Here is a 19,638-nt window from a genome sequence, read left to right on the forward strand (position 1 = left end):
TGTCTCGATGACCGACTCCACGCCCGCGCTCGTCGTCGGGCTCGGTAACCCCGGGCCCGAATACGAGCGCACCAGGCACAATGTGGGCTTTCTGGTCGCCGACGTGCTCGCCGAGCGCGTCGGCGACCGTTTCAGTGTGCACAAGAAATCCGGCGCAGATCTGCTGACCGCGCGCTTGGACGGACGCCAGGTGCTGATCGCCAAGCCGCGCTCGTTCATGAACCTGTCCGGCCGCCCGGTCGCCGCACTGGCCCGCTTCTTCTCGGTCCCGGCGACCGAGGTGATCGTCGTGCACGACGAACTCGATCTGCCCTTCGGCGCGATCAGGCTCAAGCGCGGCGGCGGCGAAGGCGGGCACAACGGCCTGCGCTCGGTGTCGCAGGCGCTGACCACCAAGGACTATCTGCGTACCCGCATCGGCATCGGCCGCCCGCCCGGCAGGCAGGACCCGGCCGACTACGTGCTCAAACCGTTCTCCGCGCCCGAGCGCAAGGAAGTGCCGGTGCTCGTCGAGCAGGCCGCCGACGCCGTGGAGCTATTGCTGCGGGTCGGGTTGGAGACCGCGCAGAACCAGCTGCATTAGTGCAGATGCACCGCGGTGGCGGCACGGCGCAGCTTGCCCGATGACGTCTTCGGCAGGGCGCCGGGGCCGAGCACCGCGACCGTGCGTGGTCGCACGCCCACCTCGGAGAACACCGCGTGCACGATCTCGCGCTCGATCCGTTTGACCTCGTCCGGATTGTGGTGGTCGTTGCTTTCCACCACCACCGCGAAGCTCTCCCGCTTCTGGCCCGCGTCCAACCGCACGGCCACCGCATTGCCGGGCCGCACGCCCTTGACACGCATCGCCGCCCGTTCGATATCGGTGGGGAAGATATTGCGCCCGGCCATGATGATGACGTCCTTGATCCGGCCGCACACCACGATCAGCCCTTCTTCGGTGAAGTAGCCGATATCACCGGTGTCGAGCCAGCCGTCGGCGTCCTGGGCCGGCCGGAAACCTTCGACGGTCACATAGCCGGAAGTGACGGCGGGACCGCGCAATTCGATCACGCCCACCGAACGGGTGGGCAAGGGCTGGCGTTCGTCGTCGACGATGCGGCCCTCCAGATCGTCGACCAGGTAGCCCAACGTCGGCAACCGGCGGATATTGCCGTGGTGCGAGTGCTGGTCATGGACCGGAACCGCCTTGCCGAGGGCTTCGAGCAGATCGGCGTCGACCACATCGAGCACCTGGCCGTGCCCGGGATCGGGGATGGAGACCGCGAGCGTGGTCTCGGCCATGCCGTAGACCGGGGTGAGCGCCATCGGGTTGAGCCCGAAGCGTTGTCCGGCCGCGGCGAGTTTCTCCATAGTGTCCGGATCGACCGGCTCGGCGCCGTTCCACATATAGCGCACGCAGCTCAGATCCAGGTTCGAGCCCTCGGCCTGGTCGAGCCGGCGAGCCAGCAGCGAGTAGGCGAAATTCGGTGCCGCGGTGACGGTGCCGCGATATTTGTCGATCAGCTCGGCCCACAGGATCGGCCGCTGGAGGAAGTCCATCGGGGTCACACACACCACCTCGGCGCCGAATTGCATCGGGACGCTGAGGAATCCGACCATGCCCATATCGTGGAACAGCGGCAGCCAGCTGACCATCACATCATTGTCGAGCTGGAACTTCACCCGGTTGAACATCGCGTGCGCGTTGACGAAGAAGTTCTCGTGGGTGATCCGCACGGCCTTGGGTGAGCCGGTGGAACCCGAAGTCAGTTGCTGCAACGCGATATCGGCTTCATCGGTGGGCACCGGATCGGTGTCCGGGCCCTCGCGTAATTGGTCGACCAGCACCACGGCGATGCCGCGTTCGCGCAGCAGCGGCTCGGCCGCCTCGAACGGTGCGCCCAGGATCACCGCCCGCGCCTCGATCATGCCGAGCACGGTTTCGGTATCGCGCGCCCACACCGCGAGATCGGTGCGCGGGGTCGGCTGATGCAGCATGGTGATCGAGCCGCCGCGCATCCACACACCCTGACAGGCGGGCGCGATATCGACCGGCATCCCGGCCAGCACCCCGACCGCGTCGCCGTGCCCGATGCCCGCCGCGGCCAGACCGCCCGCCATGCGCCGCGCGATCCGATGGATCTCACCCCATGTCTGCCGCAGTGGTGCATCCGGTTCCCCGGTCACCAGCCCGCGCGCGGTCTCGCGCGCCGTCGCGTACATCTCCTCGGTGAACCTGCTCAACGCACCCGCTCCTCACCGGCCACAGGGGCCGCCGACCGACCTGCCTCAACTATCCCGCTGTTCGAGCCCCGCGTTAACCCCCTCCGTGTGCGCGCTGGTCAGCGCCACATTCACGCATGAAATGGCGGACGCGTCCGCACGTCGTCCGATGGCCGCCCCTGACCCGCGTGCCCGAACCCCGCCGCACCGCCTGCGCCCGTCGCGCGGCATCGCCGCCGACCGGCTCAGGGATAGTAGCCCGGGCTGCCGCGGGCCGGGCGCGCGCCGCCTCGGCGTGGCGCGCACCGAACACGCCGCAGGAGTCGGCGGCACGGGATGTGTTGCGTGAATTCCCTTGGCGTCGTTCCGGTATGCGACTGACGCGCGATCGGTGATCTCAGCGCCGCGGCGGCAGCGGGATGCGGGTGAGGTCGGCGGCGACGACGATCGGGCCGCTGAATTCCTTTGCCGCCTCGGCGAAGTGTTCGTCCAGGGTGCGGTAGCGCTGGGAGAAATGGGTCAGCACCAGGGTGCGCACGCCCGCCTCGGCAGCCACCCGCGCCGCTTGGCCGGCGGTGAGGTGGCCGTGCTCCTCGGCCAGGTGCGCGTCGGCGTCCAGGAACGTCGCCTCGATGACCAGCATGTCCACCCCGGCGGCGAGTTCGTATACAGCCGGGCACAAACGGGTGTCCATGATGAACGCGAAACTCTGTCCGGGACGGCGAGTGCTCATCTCGTCGAGGGTGACGGTGCGGCCGTGCCAGTCGATGCGGCCGTCGCGCTGCAAGCGGCCCACCGCGGGGCCGTGCAGGCCGATCGCTTCCAGCCGCTCCGGCCGGATGCGGTGGCCGTCGGGTTCGGTGATCCGGTAGCCGAAGGCCTCCACCGGATGGGACAGGCGGGCCGCGGTGAGATGGAACGGCGCGCCCGGTGCGTCCAGCGGGCCCGGGTCGGTGATCGGATGCCGGTTCAACTCGACGGTGCGGTAATAGACGCTGGCCTCGCACAGCCGATCGAAGTACTGCTCACCCGAGGCGGGGTAGTAGGCGTCGATCGGATGCGGCACCTGGTCCAGATTGATCCGCTGCACCACGCCCGCCAGTCCGAGACAGTGGTCGCCGTGGAAATGGGTGACGGCGATCCGGGTCAGATCGGTGACCGACACACCGGCGTGGATCATCTGCCGCTGGGTGCCCTCGCCCGGGTCGAACAGGATCCCCTCGGCGCCCCAGCGCAGCAGATAGCCGTTGTGGTTGCGCTGTTTGGTCGGCACCTGGCTGGCGGTACCGAGGACGATCAGCTCGCGCTGCGACATCGCCGCGGGCCCGTCAGAGTTCCGCTACCGCGGCGAGGAACCGGTCCAGTTCCTCGAAGCCGACGAAACAGTGCGGCGATGCGCGGACCACCGCGTCGAGCGCGCGCCCCGACATGTCCAGCAGCGTGGAGCTGCGATGGCTGACGGTGACGGTGATGTCCTGGGCGGCCAGCCGATCGCGCACCTCGATCGGCGCGACCGCGTCGACGGTGAACGACACGATGCCGCTGTGGCGGATGCCCAGATCGCGCACGGTGACACCGGCGAGCTCGGCCAGTCCCTTGCGCAGGTACTCCGCGCGGGCGGCGATCGCGGCGTAGACCTCGTCCGGTCCCAATGCGAGCAGGTAGTCGACGGCGGCGCCGAGGCCGAGCCGGGCGGCCACGTCGTGTTCCCAGAATTCGAACCGGCTCGCGTCCGGGGCCAGTCGGTAGTCGTCGGGGGCGGTCCATTCCGCGCTGTGCAGATCCAGCCGGGCCGGCTCCATGGCCGAGGCCAATTCTGGACGCACGTACAGGAATCCGGTGCCGCGTGGGCCGCGCAGCCATTTGCGGCCGGTGGCCGAGAGGGCATCGACGCCGAGTTCGGCGACGTCGAGCGGGATCTGCCCGGCGGACTGGCAGGCGTCGAGCAGTACCAGCGCACCGGCCTGGTGCGCGATCCGGGTGGCCTCGGCGGCCGGATTGACCAGTCCACCGTTGGTGGGGGCGTGCAGCAGCGACACCAGCTTCACCCGGTCGTCGACCAGCGCGGCGAAGGCGTCCAGGTCGAGCTGACCGGTGGGGTCGCTGGGAATGTGCTCGACCGTGGCGCCGCTCGCACGGGCCCGCTGAAGGGCGGCGATGGCATTGCTGGCGTAGTCGGAACCGGAGATGAGGATGCGGTCGCCGGGCCCGAGCGGGACCGAGTAGAAGAAATCGGCCCAGGACCGGGTGGCGCTGTCGCTGAGCGCGATGCTCGCGGGGGTGGCGTTGATGAGCGTGGCGATCGACTGCTTGACCGCCGCCAAATCGTCGAGGCGCTCATTGGCCGCGCGGTAGCCGCCGACCTCGGCCTCACGGCGCAGATGGGCGATGACGGTCTCGGTGACCACCCGGGGCGGCAGCGATGATCCCGCGCTGTCGAGGAAGACCAGACCGTGTCCGACACCGGGGGTGTCCTCGCGTATCCGCTGCTCATTCAGCATGCCGACGACGATATCCGCTCGGTGCACCGAACGCTTGCCCGGTACTTGTCGGTGTCCGTCGCTACCCTGGAATCCACCGACGACGACGCCGGAACCACCCACACGCCGAATCCCACGCCATATCGCAGCACCGAATATCCCGACGATCCACGCGCCGCATATCCACCGCGCACCGGAACCACCTGGAGGTCGAGCATGGCGGTCACCCTCGGGCGCAGGCAGGCGGGGCAGGTAACCGCCGACCGGGAGCTGTCGTCTCGCGCGGCCGCGGAGGCCTACATCGGCGGCGTCTGTTTCAAACTCGGGCCACCCGGATTGATCGGCGCCGAACTCGAATGGCTCACCACCCACGGTGAGTGTCCGGCGTCAGGCCCGACGGCCGCCCCGCGTCCGCCACTCGACGTCCTCGCCGATGCCCTCGGACCGTACGCGCCACGGTCCATCGCCCCCGATTCGCCCGCACTCGCGCTACCGGGCGGCAGCCGGGTCACCATCGAACCCGGCGGTCAGATCGAACTCTCCAGCGCACCGTATGCCACCGCCGCCCAGCTCACCGAGCAGCTGCGCGCCGACACCGAGATGCTGCGCAAGCTCCTCGAAACCCAGTGCGTCGGCATGGTTTCCGCGGCAGCGGACGCCGAGCGTCGCGCCCGCCGGGTACTGCGGCTGCCCCGCTATCAGGCCATGGAGCGCTACCTCGCCGGTCTCGGCCCCTTCGGCAAACTCATGATGTGCAATACCGCGGCCACGCAGGTCAGCGTCGACGCGGGCGCCGATCGCGCCGAGGTCGCCTCGCGCTGGACCGCGCTGTACACCATCGGCCCCGCACTGCTGGCCGCCTTCGCCTGTTCACCGGAGCTACGCGGCGCGCCCGCGGGGGAGTGGGCCTCGCAGCGGATGCGCACCTGGCTCCGGCTCGACCATTCCCGCACCCGCCCACCGGTCGAGGACTGGGCCGACCCGATCGCCGGCTACGCGCGCTGGGCGCTGGACGCGCCGCTGCTGTGCGTGCGGTCCTGCGAACCTGGGTCCGGATCGACCAGGCCGGGCGGTTCGTCGTCGAGTGACGGTGCGTGGGATCGCAGGCCCGCGGCAGCCGCCGGTGCGCCGGCCAACAGTGACCGGGCAGCAGGCGAGGCAGCGCCGGTCGGCGGCGATGTCGCGCACGGTTCACACACCGGTCCTGGCGGCGGCAACGCCGACTGCTCATGGGCCGCCCCGCCGGGCGCCACCTTCGCCGACTGGCTGTCCGGCGCGCTGGACGACGAGATCGGCCGCCGCCCCGACCGCAGCGACCTCGATTACCACCTGACCACCATGTTTCCGCCGGTACGGCCGTCCGGGCACCTCGAGGTCCGCTACCTGGACGCGCAGCCGGACGAGAGCTGGACCGTCCCGATCGACGTCATCGATGCCCTGATGTCCACCCCGGCCGCGGTCGCCGACGCCACCGCGATCGCGAGCCCGACGGCTGGACGCTGGCTCGACGCCGCCCGCTGCGGACTGGCCGATCCCCAGATCCGCGCCGCAGCCGTCGAACTACTCGACGCCGCGGCCACCCATGCCGCGACGCCGGCAGCGGCAACGGCGATCCACGCGGCCGCACGGCGCTGTCGCAGTGCCAGGCAGCCGGGTAGGGCCGGGGCCGGGAGCGCCTCATGAGCAGGGCGATCGTCCGAGCTCGACGGCGTCGGCCGCAGGTCCGCCATGGCACCCGCACCTCGATTCACCTGGCGCGCGGCGGCCGAGGTCCGGCTCGAAGGGCCGAGCACTTGTGTGCACCCGGCGCCGACCGACCCCGGGCCGATCTTCGGCCCTGGCCGCTACGCACACCGCGTGCGCTGACCATCACCGACCCACCAGTACCCGGAGTTCCATCGTGACCATCCACTCGCCCGCCGATGACACATCCGAGACCGAACTACTCCGCTCTCGTATCGCCGAGACGCTGACCCGCGCCCGAGCGCGCAGCGCCGCACTCACCGACTGCCTCGACGAAGCCGAACTCGTCGCACAACATTCGCGCCTGATGAGCCCGCTGGTGTGGGACCTGGCCCATGTCGGCAATCAAGAAGAGCTGTGGCTGGTGCGTGATGTCGGCGGCCGGGAGCCGGTGCGCGCCGATATCGACGAGCTCTACGACGCGTTCAAACACGCGCGCGCCAACCGTCCGAAGCTGCCGTTGCTGAACCCCGGCCAGGCCCGCGAGTACGTCGCCACGGTCCGCGAGAAGGTGTGGGATGTGCTGGATGGCAGCACCTTGCGCGGCACACCACTGGTCGAGGGCGGGTTCGCCTTCGGCATGATCGCCCAGCACGAACAGCAGCACGACGAAACCATGCTGGCCACCCACCAGCTGCGGACAGGCGCGCCGGTGCTGTCCGCGCCGTCGGCGCCCACCGGTACCGCCGCGGTGACCGGCGAGCTGATCATCCCGGCCGGCCAGTTCACCATGGGCACCTCCACCGACCCCTGGGCCCTCGACAATGAGCGGCCCGCCCACCTGGCGTCGGTGCCCGGGTTCGCCATCGATGCCGCACCGGTCACCAACGAGCAGTACCTGGCCTTCATCGCCGACGGAGGCTACGACCGTCCGGAACTGTGGTCCAAGCGTGGCTGGGACCATCGCCTGGAGGCCGGTCTGGTGGCGCCGCAGTTCTGGGAGCGCGATCCCGGCGGACAGTGGTGGCGGCGGGTATTCGGTGTGCTGACGCCCCTGCGGCCGCATCAGCCGGTGGTGCACGTCTGCTGGTTCGAGGCCGAGGCCTACGCGCGCTGGGCGGGCAAGCGCCTGCCCACCGAGACCGAATGGGAGAAGGCCGCCCGCTACGACCCGGCTACCGGCCGGTCCCGCCGCTACCCGTGGGGTGAGGCCGAACCCGATGAATCGCACGCCAACCTCGGCCAGCGTCATCTGGAACCGGCCGATGTCGGCGCCTACCCCGCGGGTGCGTCGGCGACCGGCGTCCATCAGCTCATCGGCGATGTCTGGGAATGGACCGCCTCCGGTTTCGAGCCCTATCCCGGCTTCCGGGCGTTCCCGTATCGCGAATATTCGGAGGTCTTCTTCGGCGGCGACTATCGCGTGCTCCGCGGCGGCTCGTTCGGCACCGATCCGGTGGCCTGCCGCGGCACCTTCCGCAACTGGGATCACCCGATCCGCAGGCAGATTTTCGCCGGTTTCCGCCTGGCCCGCGATCTGAAGCCGGGGGAAGCAGCATGATCGGAGGGGATCTGATTTCGCGCGATGGGCACGCGCAGTCGTTCGGGCGGGGGCGATCCGGTGGCCTGCCGCGGCACCTCCCGCAACTGGGATCACCCGATCCGGCGCCAGAACTTCGCGGGCTTCCGCCTGGCCCGCGATCTGAAGCCTGGGGAGGCAGCATGATCGGCGCACGGACCCCGCTCACGCGCGGTGTGTGCGTGCCGCGCTTGGTCGAGCACCGACCCGGCCGTCTGGGGCGGCCGGCTTCGCACGCTGGATCACCGGGTGCGCCGGATCGTCTCAGGCTTGTGCCCGGTCCTCGATCCGTGGCACGCGCCTATACCGTGATCGGCGGCCGGCGCGCACACGTCGAGGGCTGCCGCGCGATTCCGGTCAGCGCACGACCCGGAGGCGCCGGTGTGTAGGCATCTGGCGTATGTGGGCCCGCCGACGCCGGTCGGCGAGCTGCTCACGCGTGGTGTGCACGCTCTGCGCACCCAGGCGTGGGCGCCACGAGACATGCGTGGTGGCGGCACGATCAACGCCGACGGATTCGGGGTCGCGTGGTGGCGCGCATCCGATCATCCCGGCAAGCCCCGCGTCAGCCGCTACCGCAATGCCGCGCCCATCTGGACCGACCCGGCGGTGGAGGAGGTGCTGCCGCAGATCGAATCCACGGCTGTACTCGCCGCCGTGCGCTCGGCGACGGTGGGCATGCCGGTGGAGCGGGCCGCCTGCGCGCCGTTCACCGATGACGGCTGGGCCTTCAGTCACAACGGCGTCGTCCCGAACTGGCGCAAGGCCCTCACCGCCACCCTGGCCGATCTGGACAGCGCCGCGACCCGCGCCGGCGCGGGTCGGATGTTCCAGACCGCCGACCTGCTCGACGCCGAGTCCGCCACCGATTCGGCCGCGCTGTGGGTGCTGCTGCGCGGATTGCTCACCCCCGGCGCGCCGCCGGACCTTGTGGCCAGCCCGGCCGACGCGCTGCGACTACTGCTCACCACCGTGCTCGCCCACGCACCGGCCGCCCGGCTGAACTTCCTGCTCGGTGACGGCTCGACCATCTGGGCCACCGCCTGGGAGCACGCGCTCTCGGCCCTGGTCACCGACGACTACGCGATCGTCGCCTCCGAACCCTACGACGCCGACCCGCGGTGGCGCCCCATCCCCGACCACAGCCTGGTGATCGCCGCACCGGGCCGGTTGACCATCGAACCACTCGATCGTCGCGACGCCGAGAACGCGAGCCCATGAGCGGCGCGTCCGGCGACCTCGACGCGCCACCGAGACGGCGCGAGATGCTCGTAGATCCAGCGACAGCAGTCGACGACATGACACCGAGTTCACCTCGACACGCAAAGGATTCCGCGATGAGCGCACCGACGCTGGAAGTCCACCTCACCGACGATGACCTCACGGCGGCGCTGCGCGCGGATGCCAGGCGCGGGCTCACCGACCAGCCGAAGTGGCTGCCGCCCAAATGGTTCTACGACGCCCGCGGCAGCGAACTGTTCGAGCAGATCACCGAGCTGCCCGAGTACTACCCGACTCGCACCGAACGCGCCCTGCTCGAACGCGTGGTCGGCGAGATCGCCCGCGTGGCGCAGGCCGAGGTGCTGGTCGAGCTCGGCGCGGGATCGGCGGCCAAGACCCGGCTGCTGCTCTCGGCGCTCACCGCGGAAGGCCCGCTGAAAACCTATGTGCCCCAGGATGTCTCGGCGGCCGCGCTGCGGGCCACCGCCGCCGAGGTCGCGCGCGAGTTCCCCGGGCTCGCGGTGCACGGGGTGGTCAGCGATTTCACCGATACCCTGCACAATCTGCCGCGCGGGGGCCGCCGGATGATCGCCTTCCTCGGCGGCACCATCGGCAATCTGGTGCCCGCCGAACGCGCCGAATTCCTCACCGACATCTACGACGTCCTCGAACCCGGCGAACACCTGCTCCTCGGCGCGGGCCTGGTGATCGACCCGGCGATCCTGGTGCCCGCCTACGACGACGCCGCCGGGGTGACCGCCGAGTTCAACCGCAACGTCCTGCACGTGCTCAATGCCCGGCTCGCGGCCGACTTCGTGCCCGGCGATTTCCGCCACGTCGCCGTCTGGGACGCCGAGAACGAGTGGATCGAGATGCGGCTGGAAGCCACCGAGGACATGCGGGTGACCGTTGCCGATCTGGACCTCGTGCTCGACTTCGCCCGCGGCGAGCAGCTGCGCACCGAGATCTCGGCCAAGTTCCGCCTGGAAGGCCTCGATACCGAACTGTCCGCCGCCGGCTTCACCCTGGACAAGGCCTGGACCGACCCGGACAGCCGCTTCACCCTGGTGCTGGCGACCCGTAACTGAGCTCGCGGTCAGTTCTGCTCGGGCACGATGTCGGCGTTGAAGAACGCGAAGGTGAGGATCAACCCGATCGCCATCGCCACACCCGCGGCGACCGCGGCCCATTTGCCGAGCGGCTCGCCCTTGTTGTGGCCGATGATGCCGAGGATGATGCCCGCGGGCCCGAACAGGATCGGGCAGAACAGCAGGCAGATGCCCGCGCAGACGAACCCGATGATGGAGAACACCTGCGTGCCCGACCGCTGCGGCTGGGCCTCGTAGGGCTGGAATGACTGCTGCGGATACGACGGGAACCCGCCGCCGGCCTCACCACCGGGACCACCGGACGCGGGCGGATAGGCGCCTCCGGGATATCCGGGATATCCGGACGTCCCGCCTGGCTCGCCGCCCCACTGTCCGCCCTGCTGTCCCGGCGGGTAGTGCTCCCCCTGCTGTCCCGACGGGTATTGCTCGCCGTAGGGCTGCGCCCCGGTTCCCCAGGGCTGATCCCCGGACGGTTGCCCGGACGCCGACCCGACCCCGCCCGGCTGCGCGCTCCACGCCTGGCCCGGCCCGCTCTCCTGCGGTTGCTCCCGCCACGCCTGCTCGGGCACCTCACCGCCCGGAGCGCCCTCGCCGCCGGACGGCTTGTGCAGCGACGGCGGTTGAGTGCCCGCCCCCTCGCCGGGCGCGGACCCGGTCACCTCACCCGCGTCGCTCGACGGCTCCGGAGCTTCCGGTTCCCGCTCCGGTGGCGTCGCGCGCGGTTCCCCCTCCGGCCGATCCCCGCTGCCGGGTTCCTGCGGTTGCTGCGGCGTGCTCATAGGGCTCTCCTCATCGTCCGATCGGGTACGGCGGTGGAGCAGGTCTACTCGTCGGGTTCCTCCACGATCTCCATGGCGGCGAGTTCGGCGGGACGATCGTCATCGTCGGCGAGTTCGGCGGCGCGGCGGCGGGGAGTCCACTGCTGGTCGAGTTCTTCCTCGATGCCGAGGCGCCCGTCGTCGTCGCCGGGGCGGTTGCGGATGTGCAGGTCGGCGGGCGGATCCTCGATGACGTCCTCGTAGGCGCGGATCTCGTCCGCCTGTTCGTCGTCGCCCATGTCCTCGTCCAGCGGGTCACGGTCCATGTTCGCCAGTATGCGCCGATCGGCGCGCCGATCGCGGGAACCCGGACACAAAAATGACGGGCCCGGACCGTGTGGTCCGGGCCCGTCACGGGCGTCGAAGCTCAGGCGTTGCCGTTGAACAGCCCGGTCACCGAGCCGTTCTCGAACACCTCGCGGATGGTGCGGGCCAGCAGCGGCGCGATCGACAGCACGGTCAGCTGCGGGAACTTCTTGTCCTCGGTGATCGGCAGGGTGTTGGTCACCACGACCTCCTTGGCGCCGCAGGCGGCCAGCCGCTCGGCGGCGGGCGAGCTCAGCACACCGTGGGTCGCGGCGATGACGACGTCACCGGCGCCGGCTTCCTTCAGCACGCTGACCGCGCCGGCGATGGTGCCACCGGTGTCGATCATGTCGTCGATCAGGATGCAGGTGCGGCCCTCGACCTCACCGACCACGCGGTTGGACTTGACCTGGTTGGGCACCAGCGGGTCGCGGGTCTTGTGGATGAACGCCAGCGGCGAGCCACCCAGCGAATCGGCCCACTTCTCGGCGACACGCACGCGGCCGGAGTCGGGGGAGACCACGGTGATGTGCTCGAGGCTGTAGTTGGACCGCACGTACTCGGCCAGCTGCAGCTGGGCGTGCATGTGGTCGACCGGCCCGTCGAAGAAGCCCTGGATCTGGTCGGTGTGCAGGTCGACGGTGATGATGCGGTCCGCGCCCGCGGTCTTGAGCAGATCGGCGACCAGGCGAGCGGAGATGGGCTCGCGGCCGCGGTGCTTCTTGTCCTGGCGCGCGTACGGGTAGAACGGCAGGATCGCGGTGATCCGCTTGGCCGAACCACGCTTGAGCGCGTCGATCATGATGAGCTGTTCCATCAGCCATTCGTTGAGCGGCGCGGGGAAGCTCTGCAGCACGAAGGCGTCCGAACCACGGACCGACTCTTCGAAGCGTACGAAGATCTCACCGTTGGCGAAGTCGCGCGCGGTCTGGGGCGTGACGTGGACGTCGAGTTCCTTGGCGACCTGTTCGGCCAGCTCAGGATGCGAACGTCCGGCGAATAGCATCAGGTTCTTCTGATTGTCGATCCATGACGCGGTCACTGCTGTTTGCCATCCTTTAGCTCGATTGCCTGACTCGACATCTCGTTTGCCGCGATGGCTTCCGCCGCCGCGCGCGCCGCAGCGGTTCCGGGACGATACCGCTGCACCCAGTTCTCAATATTGCGCTGTGGTCCACCCGACACGGCGAGCGCCCCCGGCGGAACGTTTCTGCGCAGTACAGTACCCGCCGCCGAATAGGCGCCGTCACCCACGGTGATCGGCGCGACGAACATCGTGTCGCTGCCCGTGCGCACATGCGAACCGACGGTGGTGTGGTGCTTGTTCACCCCGTCGTAGTTCACGAAAACGCTGGACGCGCCGATGTTGCTGTGCTCGCCGATGGTGGCGTCGCCGACGTAGGTCAGATGCGGCACCTTGGAGTGCGCGCCGATGGAGGCGTTCTTGGTTTCCACGAACGCTCCGAGTTTGCCGGACTCGCCGAGCACGGTCCCCGGCCGCAGGTAACTGAAGGGTCCGACGGTGGCGGCGGGCCCGATCACCGCGCCCTCGCCGTGCGTGCGCACCACCTTCGCGCCGTCGCCGACGATCACATCGGTGAGCGTGGAATCCGGCCCGACCTCGGCGTCCTCGCCGATGACGGTATTGCCGAGCAGCTGCACACCGGGCCGCAGGGTCGCATCGCGCCCGATCCGCACCCCGGCGTCGACCCAGGTGGTGGCCGGATCGATGACGGTCACCCCGGCGCGCATATGCCGTTCCAGGATGTAGCGGTTGAGCGTGCGCGCGGCCGCGGCCAGCTGCACCCGGTCGTTGACGCCGGTGACCTTGGCCGAATCGACCAGGCGCGCGCCCTGCACGGGATGGCCGGCCTCGTGCGCCAGCCGCAGCACATCGGTCAGGTAGAGCTCGTGCTGGGCGTTCGCGGTGGACAGCCGCCCGAGCATGGTGCGCAGCACCGTCACGTCGAAGGCGTACACACCGGAGTTGACCTCGTTGATCTGGGCCTGCTCCGGGGTGGCGTCGGCATGCTCGACGATCTCCACGACCTGGCCGTCGGCGTCGCGCACGATCCGGCCGTAGCCGTTCGGGTCGTCCGGTACGAAGGTCAGGACGGTGACCGCGGGCCGGTCGGCGTAGCTGCGGTGCTCGTCGAGCAGGGCGGACAGGGTGTGCCCGTCCAGCAGCGGTACATCGGCGGAGGTGACGAGAACGTCACCGGTGAAGTCGTCCGGCAGCGCGGTCAGCCCGCACTGCACGGCGTGGCCGGTGCCGAGCTGCTGCTCCTGCACCGCCGGAATGATCTCGCGGGCCTGTTCGGCGGCCACCGCCGCGACCGCGGCGCCGACCTGCTCCCGGTCGTGCCCGACCACCGTGATCAGATACGCGGGGTCGATCTCGTTCGCCGCATGCAGCGCGTGCGCGAGCATGCTGCGGCCGGCCAGCGAATGCAGAACTTTGGGGGTCTTCGACCGCATTCGTGTCCCGGCACCGGCTGCGAGAACGACGACGGCGGTCTGCTGTGGCATGAATCTCCCTCGGCTGCCTGTCATCGTGCTGGTCAAACCTGCGGCCCACGCAGTGCTCACACTGCCCGTGAGCCGGCACCGTGTCCGTGGCAGGCCACTGTGCCAACGGCCGGCACCGCACCCGTGCGCTGGACACCGTACCCGCGAGCCGATCCGCTGTGCTCGCGTGCTCCGCCGCCAGGACTCGAACCTGAACTATCTGAACCAAAATCAGAGGTGCTGCCATTACACTACGGCGGATTGTCGCATCGACGGGACACATACGCGCCCGCCAGTGCGCCTCGGCACGGCAACGATACTCGCATGCCGACCTCGGATCCGTCGAACCGTGGGCGTGATTCGCGCGCCCGGCTGCGCCCGCGCGCGAGCTGTCTGGAACAGTTGTCCCATACCATTCGCCGGCGTAGGTAGGGAGGCCAATGCACGAGACACCCACGACCGGCGAGAATCCGCGCGTCGGCGCACCCGGCGACAAGGCCCGCCGCGGCGGCCAGCCGCCGCGCCCCCGGATGACGGGCACGCAGCGGCGTCAGCAGCTGATCGAGATCGGTCGCGCGTTGTTCGCCGAACGCGGCTACGACGCCACCTCCATCGAGGAGATCGCCCAGCGCGCGCAGGTCTCCAAGCCGGTCGTCTACGAACATTTCGGCGGTAAAGAGGGCCTCTACGCCGTCGTCGTGGACCGTGAGATGTCGATGCTGCTGGACATGATCACCTCCTCGCTGACCCAGAATCGCTCGCGGGTCCGGCTCGAACAGGTGGCGCTGGCGCTGCTCACCTACATCGAGCAGCGGACCGACGGGTTCCGCATCTTGGTCCGCGATCAGCTGCCGCAAACCGGCGACGGGCGCTATTCGAGCCTGCTCAACGAGGCCGTGAACCAGGTCGCGCACATCCTCGCCGGCGACTTCGAACGCCGCGATCTCGACACCAGCTTGGCCACCCTGTACGCGCAGGCGCTCGTCGGCATGGTGTCCACCGCCGCCACCTGGTGGCTCGATGAGCGCACCCCCTCGAAGGAGGTGGTCGCGGCGCATCTGGTCAACCTGTGCTGGAACGGTCTGCGCCACCTCGAGGCCGATCCACAGCTCAGTTCGGAGTGGCCCGCCGGGACCGAGAACTGACCGGGAGAGTTAACCGGTGAATTGCGAACGAGCTTGCACCACATACTCGAATCGTCTGCCGAGCGGCGCGCTGGTGGTACGGTTCACCCATCCTTTGGGTGCTGTTCGGGCGGTATGTCGGTCAAATTCGGGATGTCGGTCTACTTCAGGATGGCTGGTTTTTGGGATGACAGGCGGATCTGATGGCTAGGCAAGCGCGCGCGGAGATCACCCGCGACTCCGTCCTGGCGGGCGCGGCCGATGTCTTTCTGCGCTTGGGCTATGCGAACGCGAGCCTGAGCGAGATCATCGCGCAGTCCAACGTGACCAAGGGCGCCTTGTACTTTCACTTCGGCTCCAAGGAGGAGCTGGCCCGCGCGGTCGTCGACCAGGGCAACGAGCGACTGGTGAGTTCCTGCCAGGGCTTCTTCGATCCCCGGGTGCCCGCGCTGGAGGCCTGCATCGGCATCACCTACGTGGTGGCCGATCTGTCGATGAACGATCCGATGGTCGGGGCGATGCTCAAGCTCACCCACCAGATCGGCGACTACCGCGGCGCCGCCGGCGACAACATCGCCAAATCCTGGGGTGAGACCTACCGCCTGCTGGCCGAGCGCGCCATCGCCCAGGGCGACCTGCTGCCCGACCTCGACCCGGAAACCATCGGCCTGCTGCTGCAGGGCGTCACCACCGGCGTGCACATCGTCGCGGTCGGCACCGAAGCCATCGACCAGATGGCCACCCGCATGGAACGCGCCTGGTACTTCCTGCTCCCGGCGATCGTCCCCCCGGAGAAACTCTCCTACTTCCGCGAGTTCGCCGCCCGCCGCCTCCGCCGCTACGTGCCGTAACTTTGCGCGCTGGCGCGCAGCCAGGTGGGCCATCAGGGGGCCGCGAACACGCCGCGACGGAGGAGCGGCAGAATGGCAGAGCCGGTCGATTCGCCCGTTCGCTTCAGGAGTTGAGCATGTCTGCCCCACGTCCACCTCTGGCGGGCCTGGCCGCCGCGGCCGGCGCCGATATCGCGCTGCGGACCGTATCCGACCTGGTCGGCACGTCGCGGGTGGAGTTGGTCGCGCCGGCGGCGGCGCGGGCGTTCGTGGCGGGGACGGTGGCGGCGAGCAAGCCGGTGGTGGTGGTGACCGCCACCGGGCGCGAGGCCGACGATCTGACCGTCGAGCTGACCGAGATCCTCGGCGAGGCGGTCGCGCAGTTCCCGTCCTGGGAGACGCTGCCGCATGAGCGGCTCTCGCCCGGCGCGGACACCGTCGGCCGGCGGCTGGCTGTGCTGCGGCGGTTGGCGCATCCGGACGACCCGGTGTTCCCGGAGCCGCTGCGTGTGGTGGTGACGACGGTGCGTTCGCTGATGCAGCCGATGGCCTCGGGGCTCGGTGATATCGAGCCGATCGTGCTGCGCGTGGGCACCGAGATCGATTTCGACGAATTGCTCACCCGCCTGGTCGAATTCGCCTACACCCGGGTCGACATGGTCGGCAAGCGCGGTGAATTCGCCGTGCGCGGCGGCATTCTCGATGTGTTCCCGCCGACCGCCGATCATCCGGTGCGCGTGGAGATGTGGGGCGACGAGGTCAGCGAACTGCGCCCGTTCTCGGTCGCCGATCAGCGTTCGCTGCCGGAGCTGAACATCGACGTCGTGGTGGCGCCGCCGTGCCGGGAGCTGCTGCTCACCGAGGCGGTCCGCGACCGCGCCGCCGAGGTCGCCAGCGCCAATTCCGCCGACGCCGCCCTGGTGGAGATGCTGGAGAAGCTGGCGCAGGGCATCCCGGTGGACGGCATGGAGGCGCTGCTGCCGGTGCTGCGCCCGGGTGCGTTGAGCCTGCTCACCGAGGAGCTGCCCGAGGGCACCCATCTGCTGCTGTGTGATCCGGAGAAGATCCGCACCCGCGCCGCCGACCTGATGCGCACCGGCGCCGAATTCCTCGAAGCCTCGTGGACCGCCGCCTCCTTCGGTGGTGACGCCCCGCTGGGCGCGCACGGCCTCGACCTGGCCGCCTCGGCCTACCGTTCGCTGCCGCAGATCCAGGACAGCGCCGCCGAACACGATCTGCCGTGGTGGACGCTGAGCCCGCTGACCTCGGGCGATTCCGCCGAAGTGGTGCTGCCGGTGCAGGCAGGGCCCACCGCGCGGGGTTCGGACGAGCTGGTCGCGACGATCTTCGCCTCGCTGCGCGCGCACGTCACCACCGGTGGCCGCGCGGTCGTGGTGGTGGCCGGGCACGGTACCGCCCAGCGTGTGCTCGAACGGCTCGCCGACGCCGATGTGCCCGCCGCCGCGCTGGACAGCGGTGCGGAACCGGAGACCGGCGTGGTCGGGGTGCTGTGTGGTTCGCTGCACGACGGCGTCATCTTCGATGATGCGGGCCTGGTGGTCGTCGCCGAATCCGATCTCACCGGCAACCGGGTCACCGCGCCCACCGAGGGCAAGCGGCTGCCGGCCAAACGCCGCAATCAGGTCGATCCGCTGGCGCTCACTGCCGGCGATATGGTCGTGCACGATCAGCACGGCATCGGTCGTTTCGTCGAGATGATCGAGCGCACCGTCGGCGGTGCGCGCCGGGAATACCTGGTCATCGAGTACGCGCCCGGCAAACGCGGCCAGCCCGGCGACCGGCTGTTCGTGCCGATGGAATCGCTGGATCAGCTGTCCCGCTATGTCGGCGGCGAGATGCCGAGCCTGTCCAAGCTGGGCGGCTCCGACTGGGCCAACACCAAACGCAAGGCCCGCAAGGCGGTGCGCGAGATCGCCGGCGAGCTGGTGCAGCTGTATGCCGCCCGCCAGGCCGCGCCCGGCCACGCCTTCGGCCCGGACACGCCGTGGCAGCAGGAGATGGAGGACGCGTTCGCGTTCACCGAGACCGTCGACCAGATGACCGCCATCACCGATGTGAAGGCGGATATGGAGAAGCCGGTCCCGATGGACCGGGTGGTGTGCGGCGACGTCGGCTACGGCAAGACCGAGATCGCGGTGCGCGCCGCGTTCAAGGCGGTGCAGGACGGCAAACAGGTTGTCGTGCTGGTGCCGACGACGCTGCTGGCCCAGCAGCATCTGCAAACATTCACCGAACGCGTCGCCGGCTTCCCGGTGACGGTCAAGGGCCTGTCGCGCTTCACCGATCCGGCCGAATCGCGCGAGGTGCTCGAGGGCATGGCCTCCGGCGAGGTCGACATCGTGGTCGGCACGCACCGGCTGTTGCAGACCGGGGTGCGGTGGAAGGATCTGGGCCTGGTCATCGTCGACGAGGAACAGCGTTTCGGCGTCGAGCACAAGGAACACATCAAGGCGCTGCGCACCCACGTCGACGTGCTCACCATGTCCGCCACGCCGATCCCGCGCACCCTGGAGATGAGCTTGGCCGGCATCCGGGAGATGTCGACCATCCTCACCCCGCCCGAGGAACGTCATCCGGTGCTCACCTACGTCGGCGCCTACAGCGACAAGCAGGTCACCGCCGCCATCCGGCGTGAGCTGCTGCGCGACGGCCAGGTGTTCTACGTGCACAACCGGGTGTCCTCGATCGACAAGGCGGCCAAGCGGATTCGCGAGCTGGTGCCGGAGGCGCGGGTGGTGGTCGCGCACGGTCAGATGAACGAGGACGCGCTGGAAAGCACGGTGCAGGGCTTCTGGCAGCGCGAGTACGACGTGCTGGTGTGTACCACCATCATCGAGACCGGTCTCGACATCTCCAACGCCAACACCCTGATCGTGGAACGCGCCGACGCGCTCGGTCTGTCGCAGCTGCATCAGCTGCGCGGCCGGGTCGGGCGCTCCCGTGAACGCGGCTACGCCTATTTCCTGTACCCGCCGGAGAAGCCGCTCACCGAAACCGCCTACGACCGGCTGGCCACCATCGCGCAGAACTCCGATCTCGGCGCCGGTATGGCGGTGGCGATGAAGGATCTGGAGATCCGTGGCGCGGGCAATGTGCTCGGCGCCGAACAGTCCGGCCACGTCGCGGGCGTCGGTTTCGATCTGTATGTGCGGCTGGTGGGTGAGGCGGTGGAGGCTTATCGCGCCGCCGCCGATGGCAAGCCGATCACCACCGAGGAGACCAAGGAGGTGCGCATCGACCTGCCGGTGGACGCGCACATCCCGCCCGACTACATCACCAGCGACCGGCTGCGCCTCGAGGCCTACCGCAAACTGGCCGCCGCGCACGATGATTCGACGCTGGCCGCGGTGGTGGAGGAACTCGTCGACCGGTACGGCCCGCTGCCGGTGGAGGTCGGTAGGCTGGTGTCGGTGGCCAAGCTGCGGCTGCTGGCCCGCGAGTACGGCGTCACCGAGATCGCGGTCACCGGCACCACGGTGAAGATCTCGCCGCTGAATCTGCCCGACTCCAAGCAGTTGCGGCTCAAGCGGATCTACCCGAGCGCCACCTACAAGGCGGCCAGCGGCGTGGTCGGCGTGCCGCTGCCTCGGGTGCAGGACAGCGTGGGCGCGGACCGGTTGCGTGACGTCCCGCTGCTGCAATACCTCGCCGACCTGCTGCTGGCGCTGGACGGCAAGGCCCAGGGCGCGGTCGATCTCACCGTCGCCACCGAGGTCTCGGTCGCCCGATGAGTCAGGGATCCGATTCGCGCGCG

The 19,638-nt window shown here is 69.5% G+C and carries 15 protein-coding genes and 1 tRNA gene; 8 read left to right on the plus strand and 8 right to left on the minus strand.

The annotated features are described in order from the left end of the window. Positions 1-7: 7 nt before the first annotated feature. Complete coding sequence (gene pth, locus FEK34_RS22705) at positions 8-583, plus strand: aminoacyl-tRNA hydrolase (RefSeq protein WP_138450793.1); 576 nt, start codon at positions 8-10, stop codon at positions 581-583. Here the strand turns inward: pth and FEK34_RS22710 are convergent. The 3 genes from FEK34_RS22710 to FEK34_RS22720 all read right to left on the minus strand — a co-directional run bounded on the left by FEK34_RS22710 (position 580) and on the right by FEK34_RS22720 (position 4,706). Next, the gene (locus tag FEK34_RS22710; protein WP_138450795.1) at positions 580-2,226 is read right to left on the minus strand and encodes a fatty acyl-AMP ligase; all 1,647 of its coding nucleotides are present in this window, start codon (positions 2,224-2,226) and stop codon (positions 580-582) included. The two genes, pth and FEK34_RS22710, sit on opposite strands and share 4 nt — an antisense overlap. A 376-nt stretch (positions 2,227-2,602) precedes the next feature. Continuing rightward, entirely contained in the window at positions 2,603-3,520 is a 918-nt protein-coding gene (locus FEK34_RS22715; protein WP_138450797.1) for a ribonuclease Z, read from the minus strand. Between the two features lie 13 nt (positions 3,521-3,533). Further along, positions 3,534-4,706, minus strand: a complete 1,173-nt coding sequence (locus tag FEK34_RS22720) for an aminotransferase class V-fold PLP-dependent enzyme (RefSeq protein WP_138450799.1) — start codon at positions 4,704-4,706, stop codon at positions 3,534-3,536. A gap of 195 nt (positions 4,707-4,901) precedes the next feature. On the opposite strand from FEK34_RS22720, the gene FEK34_RS30960 reads away from it, so the two are divergent. The 4 genes from FEK34_RS30960 to egtD all read left to right on the plus strand — a co-directional run bounded on the left by FEK34_RS30960 (position 4,902) and on the right by egtD (position 10,256). Beyond that, positions 4,902-6,368: a glutamate-cysteine ligase family protein gene (locus FEK34_RS30960; RefSeq protein WP_249359515.1), complete on the plus strand. Its 1,467-nt coding sequence runs from the start codon at positions 4,902-4,904 to the stop codon at positions 6,366-6,368. Positions 6,369-6,591: 223 nt separating this feature from the next. Further along, entirely contained in the window at positions 6,592-7,929 is a 1,338-nt protein-coding gene (egtB, locus tag FEK34_RS22730; RefSeq protein ID WP_432760982.1) for an ergothioneine biosynthesis protein EgtB, read from the plus strand. 399 nt (positions 7,930-8,328) lie between these two features. Further along, on the plus strand, positions 8,329-9,168 hold the full coding sequence (egtC, locus tag FEK34_RS22735; RefSeq protein WP_138450801.1) for an ergothioneine biosynthesis protein EgtC: 840 nt from the start codon (positions 8,329-8,331) through the stop codon (positions 9,166-9,168). 116 nt (positions 9,169-9,284) lie between these two features. After that, positions 9,285-10,256 (plus strand): L-histidine N(alpha)-methyltransferase, encoded by a 972-nt coding sequence (gene egtD, locus FEK34_RS22740; protein ID WP_138450803.1) that lies wholly within the window; start codon positions 9,285-9,287, stop codon positions 10,254-10,256. Positions 10,257-10,264: 8 nt separating this feature from the next. Here the strand turns inward: egtD and FEK34_RS31200 are convergent, their stop codons facing one another. From FEK34_RS31200 to FEK34_RS22765, 5 genes are all read right to left on the minus strand, one after another. Beyond that, positions 10,265-11,056 carry a hypothetical protein gene (locus FEK34_RS31200; protein ID WP_283206613.1) on the minus strand — a complete coding sequence of 264 codons (792 nt, stop codon included), beginning with the start codon at positions 11,054-11,056 and terminating at the stop codon, positions 10,265-10,267. 44 nt (positions 11,057-11,100) lie between these two features. Beyond that, positions 11,101-11,361 carry a hypothetical protein gene (locus FEK34_RS22750; protein ID WP_138450805.1) on the minus strand — a complete coding sequence of 87 codons (261 nt, stop codon included), beginning with the start codon at positions 11,359-11,361 and terminating at the stop codon, positions 11,101-11,103. A gap of 101 nt (positions 11,362-11,462) precedes the next feature. After that, positions 11,463-12,443, minus strand: a complete 981-nt coding sequence (locus FEK34_RS22755) for a ribose-phosphate diphosphokinase (RefSeq protein ID WP_036539892.1) — start codon at positions 12,441-12,443, stop codon at positions 11,463-11,465. Beyond that, positions 12,440-13,930, minus strand: a complete 1,491-nt coding sequence (gene glmU, locus FEK34_RS22760) for a bifunctional UDP-N-acetylglucosamine diphosphorylase/glucosamine-1-phosphate N-acetyltransferase GlmU (protein WP_138450807.1) — start codon at positions 13,928-13,930, stop codon at positions 12,440-12,442. Before glmU ends, FEK34_RS22755 begins: the two co-directional genes overlap by 4 nt. 169 nt (positions 13,931-14,099) lie before the next feature. Then, positions 14,100-14,170 (minus strand) — tRNA-Gln (locus tag FEK34_RS22765). Between the two features lie 269 nt (positions 14,171-14,439). Between FEK34_RS22765 and FEK34_RS22770 the strand changes: the two genes are divergently transcribed. The 3 genes from FEK34_RS22770 to mfd all read left to right on the plus strand — a co-directional run bounded on the left by FEK34_RS22770 (position 14,440) and on the right by mfd (position 19,615). Continuing rightward, positions 14,440-15,054 carry a TetR/AcrR family transcriptional regulator gene (locus FEK34_RS22770; RefSeq protein WP_085996260.1) on the plus strand — a complete coding sequence of 205 codons (615 nt, stop codon included), beginning with the start codon at positions 14,440-14,442 and terminating at the stop codon, positions 15,052-15,054. A 182-nt stretch (positions 15,055-15,236) separates the two neighbouring features. After that, entirely contained in the window at positions 15,237-15,884 is a 648-nt protein-coding gene (locus FEK34_RS22775; RefSeq protein WP_130917783.1) for a TetR/AcrR family transcriptional regulator, read from the plus strand. Between the two features lie 116 nt (positions 15,885-16,000). Further along, positions 16,001-19,615, plus strand: a complete 3,615-nt coding sequence (gene mfd / locus FEK34_RS22780; RefSeq protein ID WP_138450809.1) for a transcription-repair coupling factor — start codon at positions 16,001-16,003, stop codon at positions 19,613-19,615. Positions 19,616-19,638 lie beyond the last annotated feature (23 nt).

This window comes from Nocardia cyriacigeorgica (assembly GCF_005863245.1).
GTDB classification, from domain to species: Bacteria; Actinomycetota; Actinomycetes; order Mycobacteriales; family Mycobacteriaceae; genus Nocardia; species Nocardia cyriacigeorgica_C.

Excerpts from the sequence above, each read along its gene's own strand:
- mfd (WP_138450809.1), top strand. The coding sequence starts at position 16,001 with ATGTCTGCCCCACGTCCACCTCTGGCGGGCCTGGCCGCCGCGGCCGGC.
- FEK34_RS22775 (WP_130917783.1), top strand. The coding sequence starts at position 15,237 with ATGGCTAGGCAAGCGCGCGCGGAGATCACCCGCGACTCCGTCCTGGCG.
- FEK34_RS31200 (WP_283206613.1), bottom strand. The coding sequence starts at position 11,056 with ATGAGCACGCCGCAGCAACCGCAGGAACCCGGCAGCGGGGATCGGCCG.
- pth (WP_138450793.1), top strand. The coding sequence starts at position 8 with ATGACCGACTCCACGCCCGCGCTCGTCGTCGGGCTCGGTAACCCCGGG.
- FEK34_RS22720 (WP_138450799.1), bottom strand. The coding sequence starts at position 4,706 with ATGCTGAATGAGCAGCGGATACGCGAGGACACCCCCGGTGTCGGACAC.
- glmU (WP_138450807.1), bottom strand. The coding sequence starts at position 13,930 with ATGCCACAGCAGACCGCCGTCGTCGTTCTCGCAGCCGGTGCCGGGACA.
- FEK34_RS30960 (WP_249359515.1), top strand. The coding sequence starts at position 4,902 with ATGGCGGTCACCCTCGGGCGCAGGCAGGCGGGGCAGGTAACCGCCGAC.
- FEK34_RS22770 (WP_085996260.1), top strand. The coding sequence starts at position 14,440 with ATGACGGGCACGCAGCGGCGTCAGCAGCTGATCGAGATCGGTCGCGCG.
- FEK34_RS22715 (WP_138450797.1), bottom strand. The coding sequence starts at position 3,520 with ATGTCGCAGCGCGAGCTGATCGTCCTCGGTACCGCCAGCCAGGTGCCG.
- egtD (WP_138450803.1), top strand. The coding sequence starts at position 9,285 with ATGAGCGCACCGACGCTGGAAGTCCACCTCACCGACGATGACCTCACG.
- FEK34_RS22750 (WP_138450805.1), bottom strand. The coding sequence starts at position 11,361 with ATGGACCGTGACCCGCTGGACGAGGACATGGGCGACGACGAACAGGCG.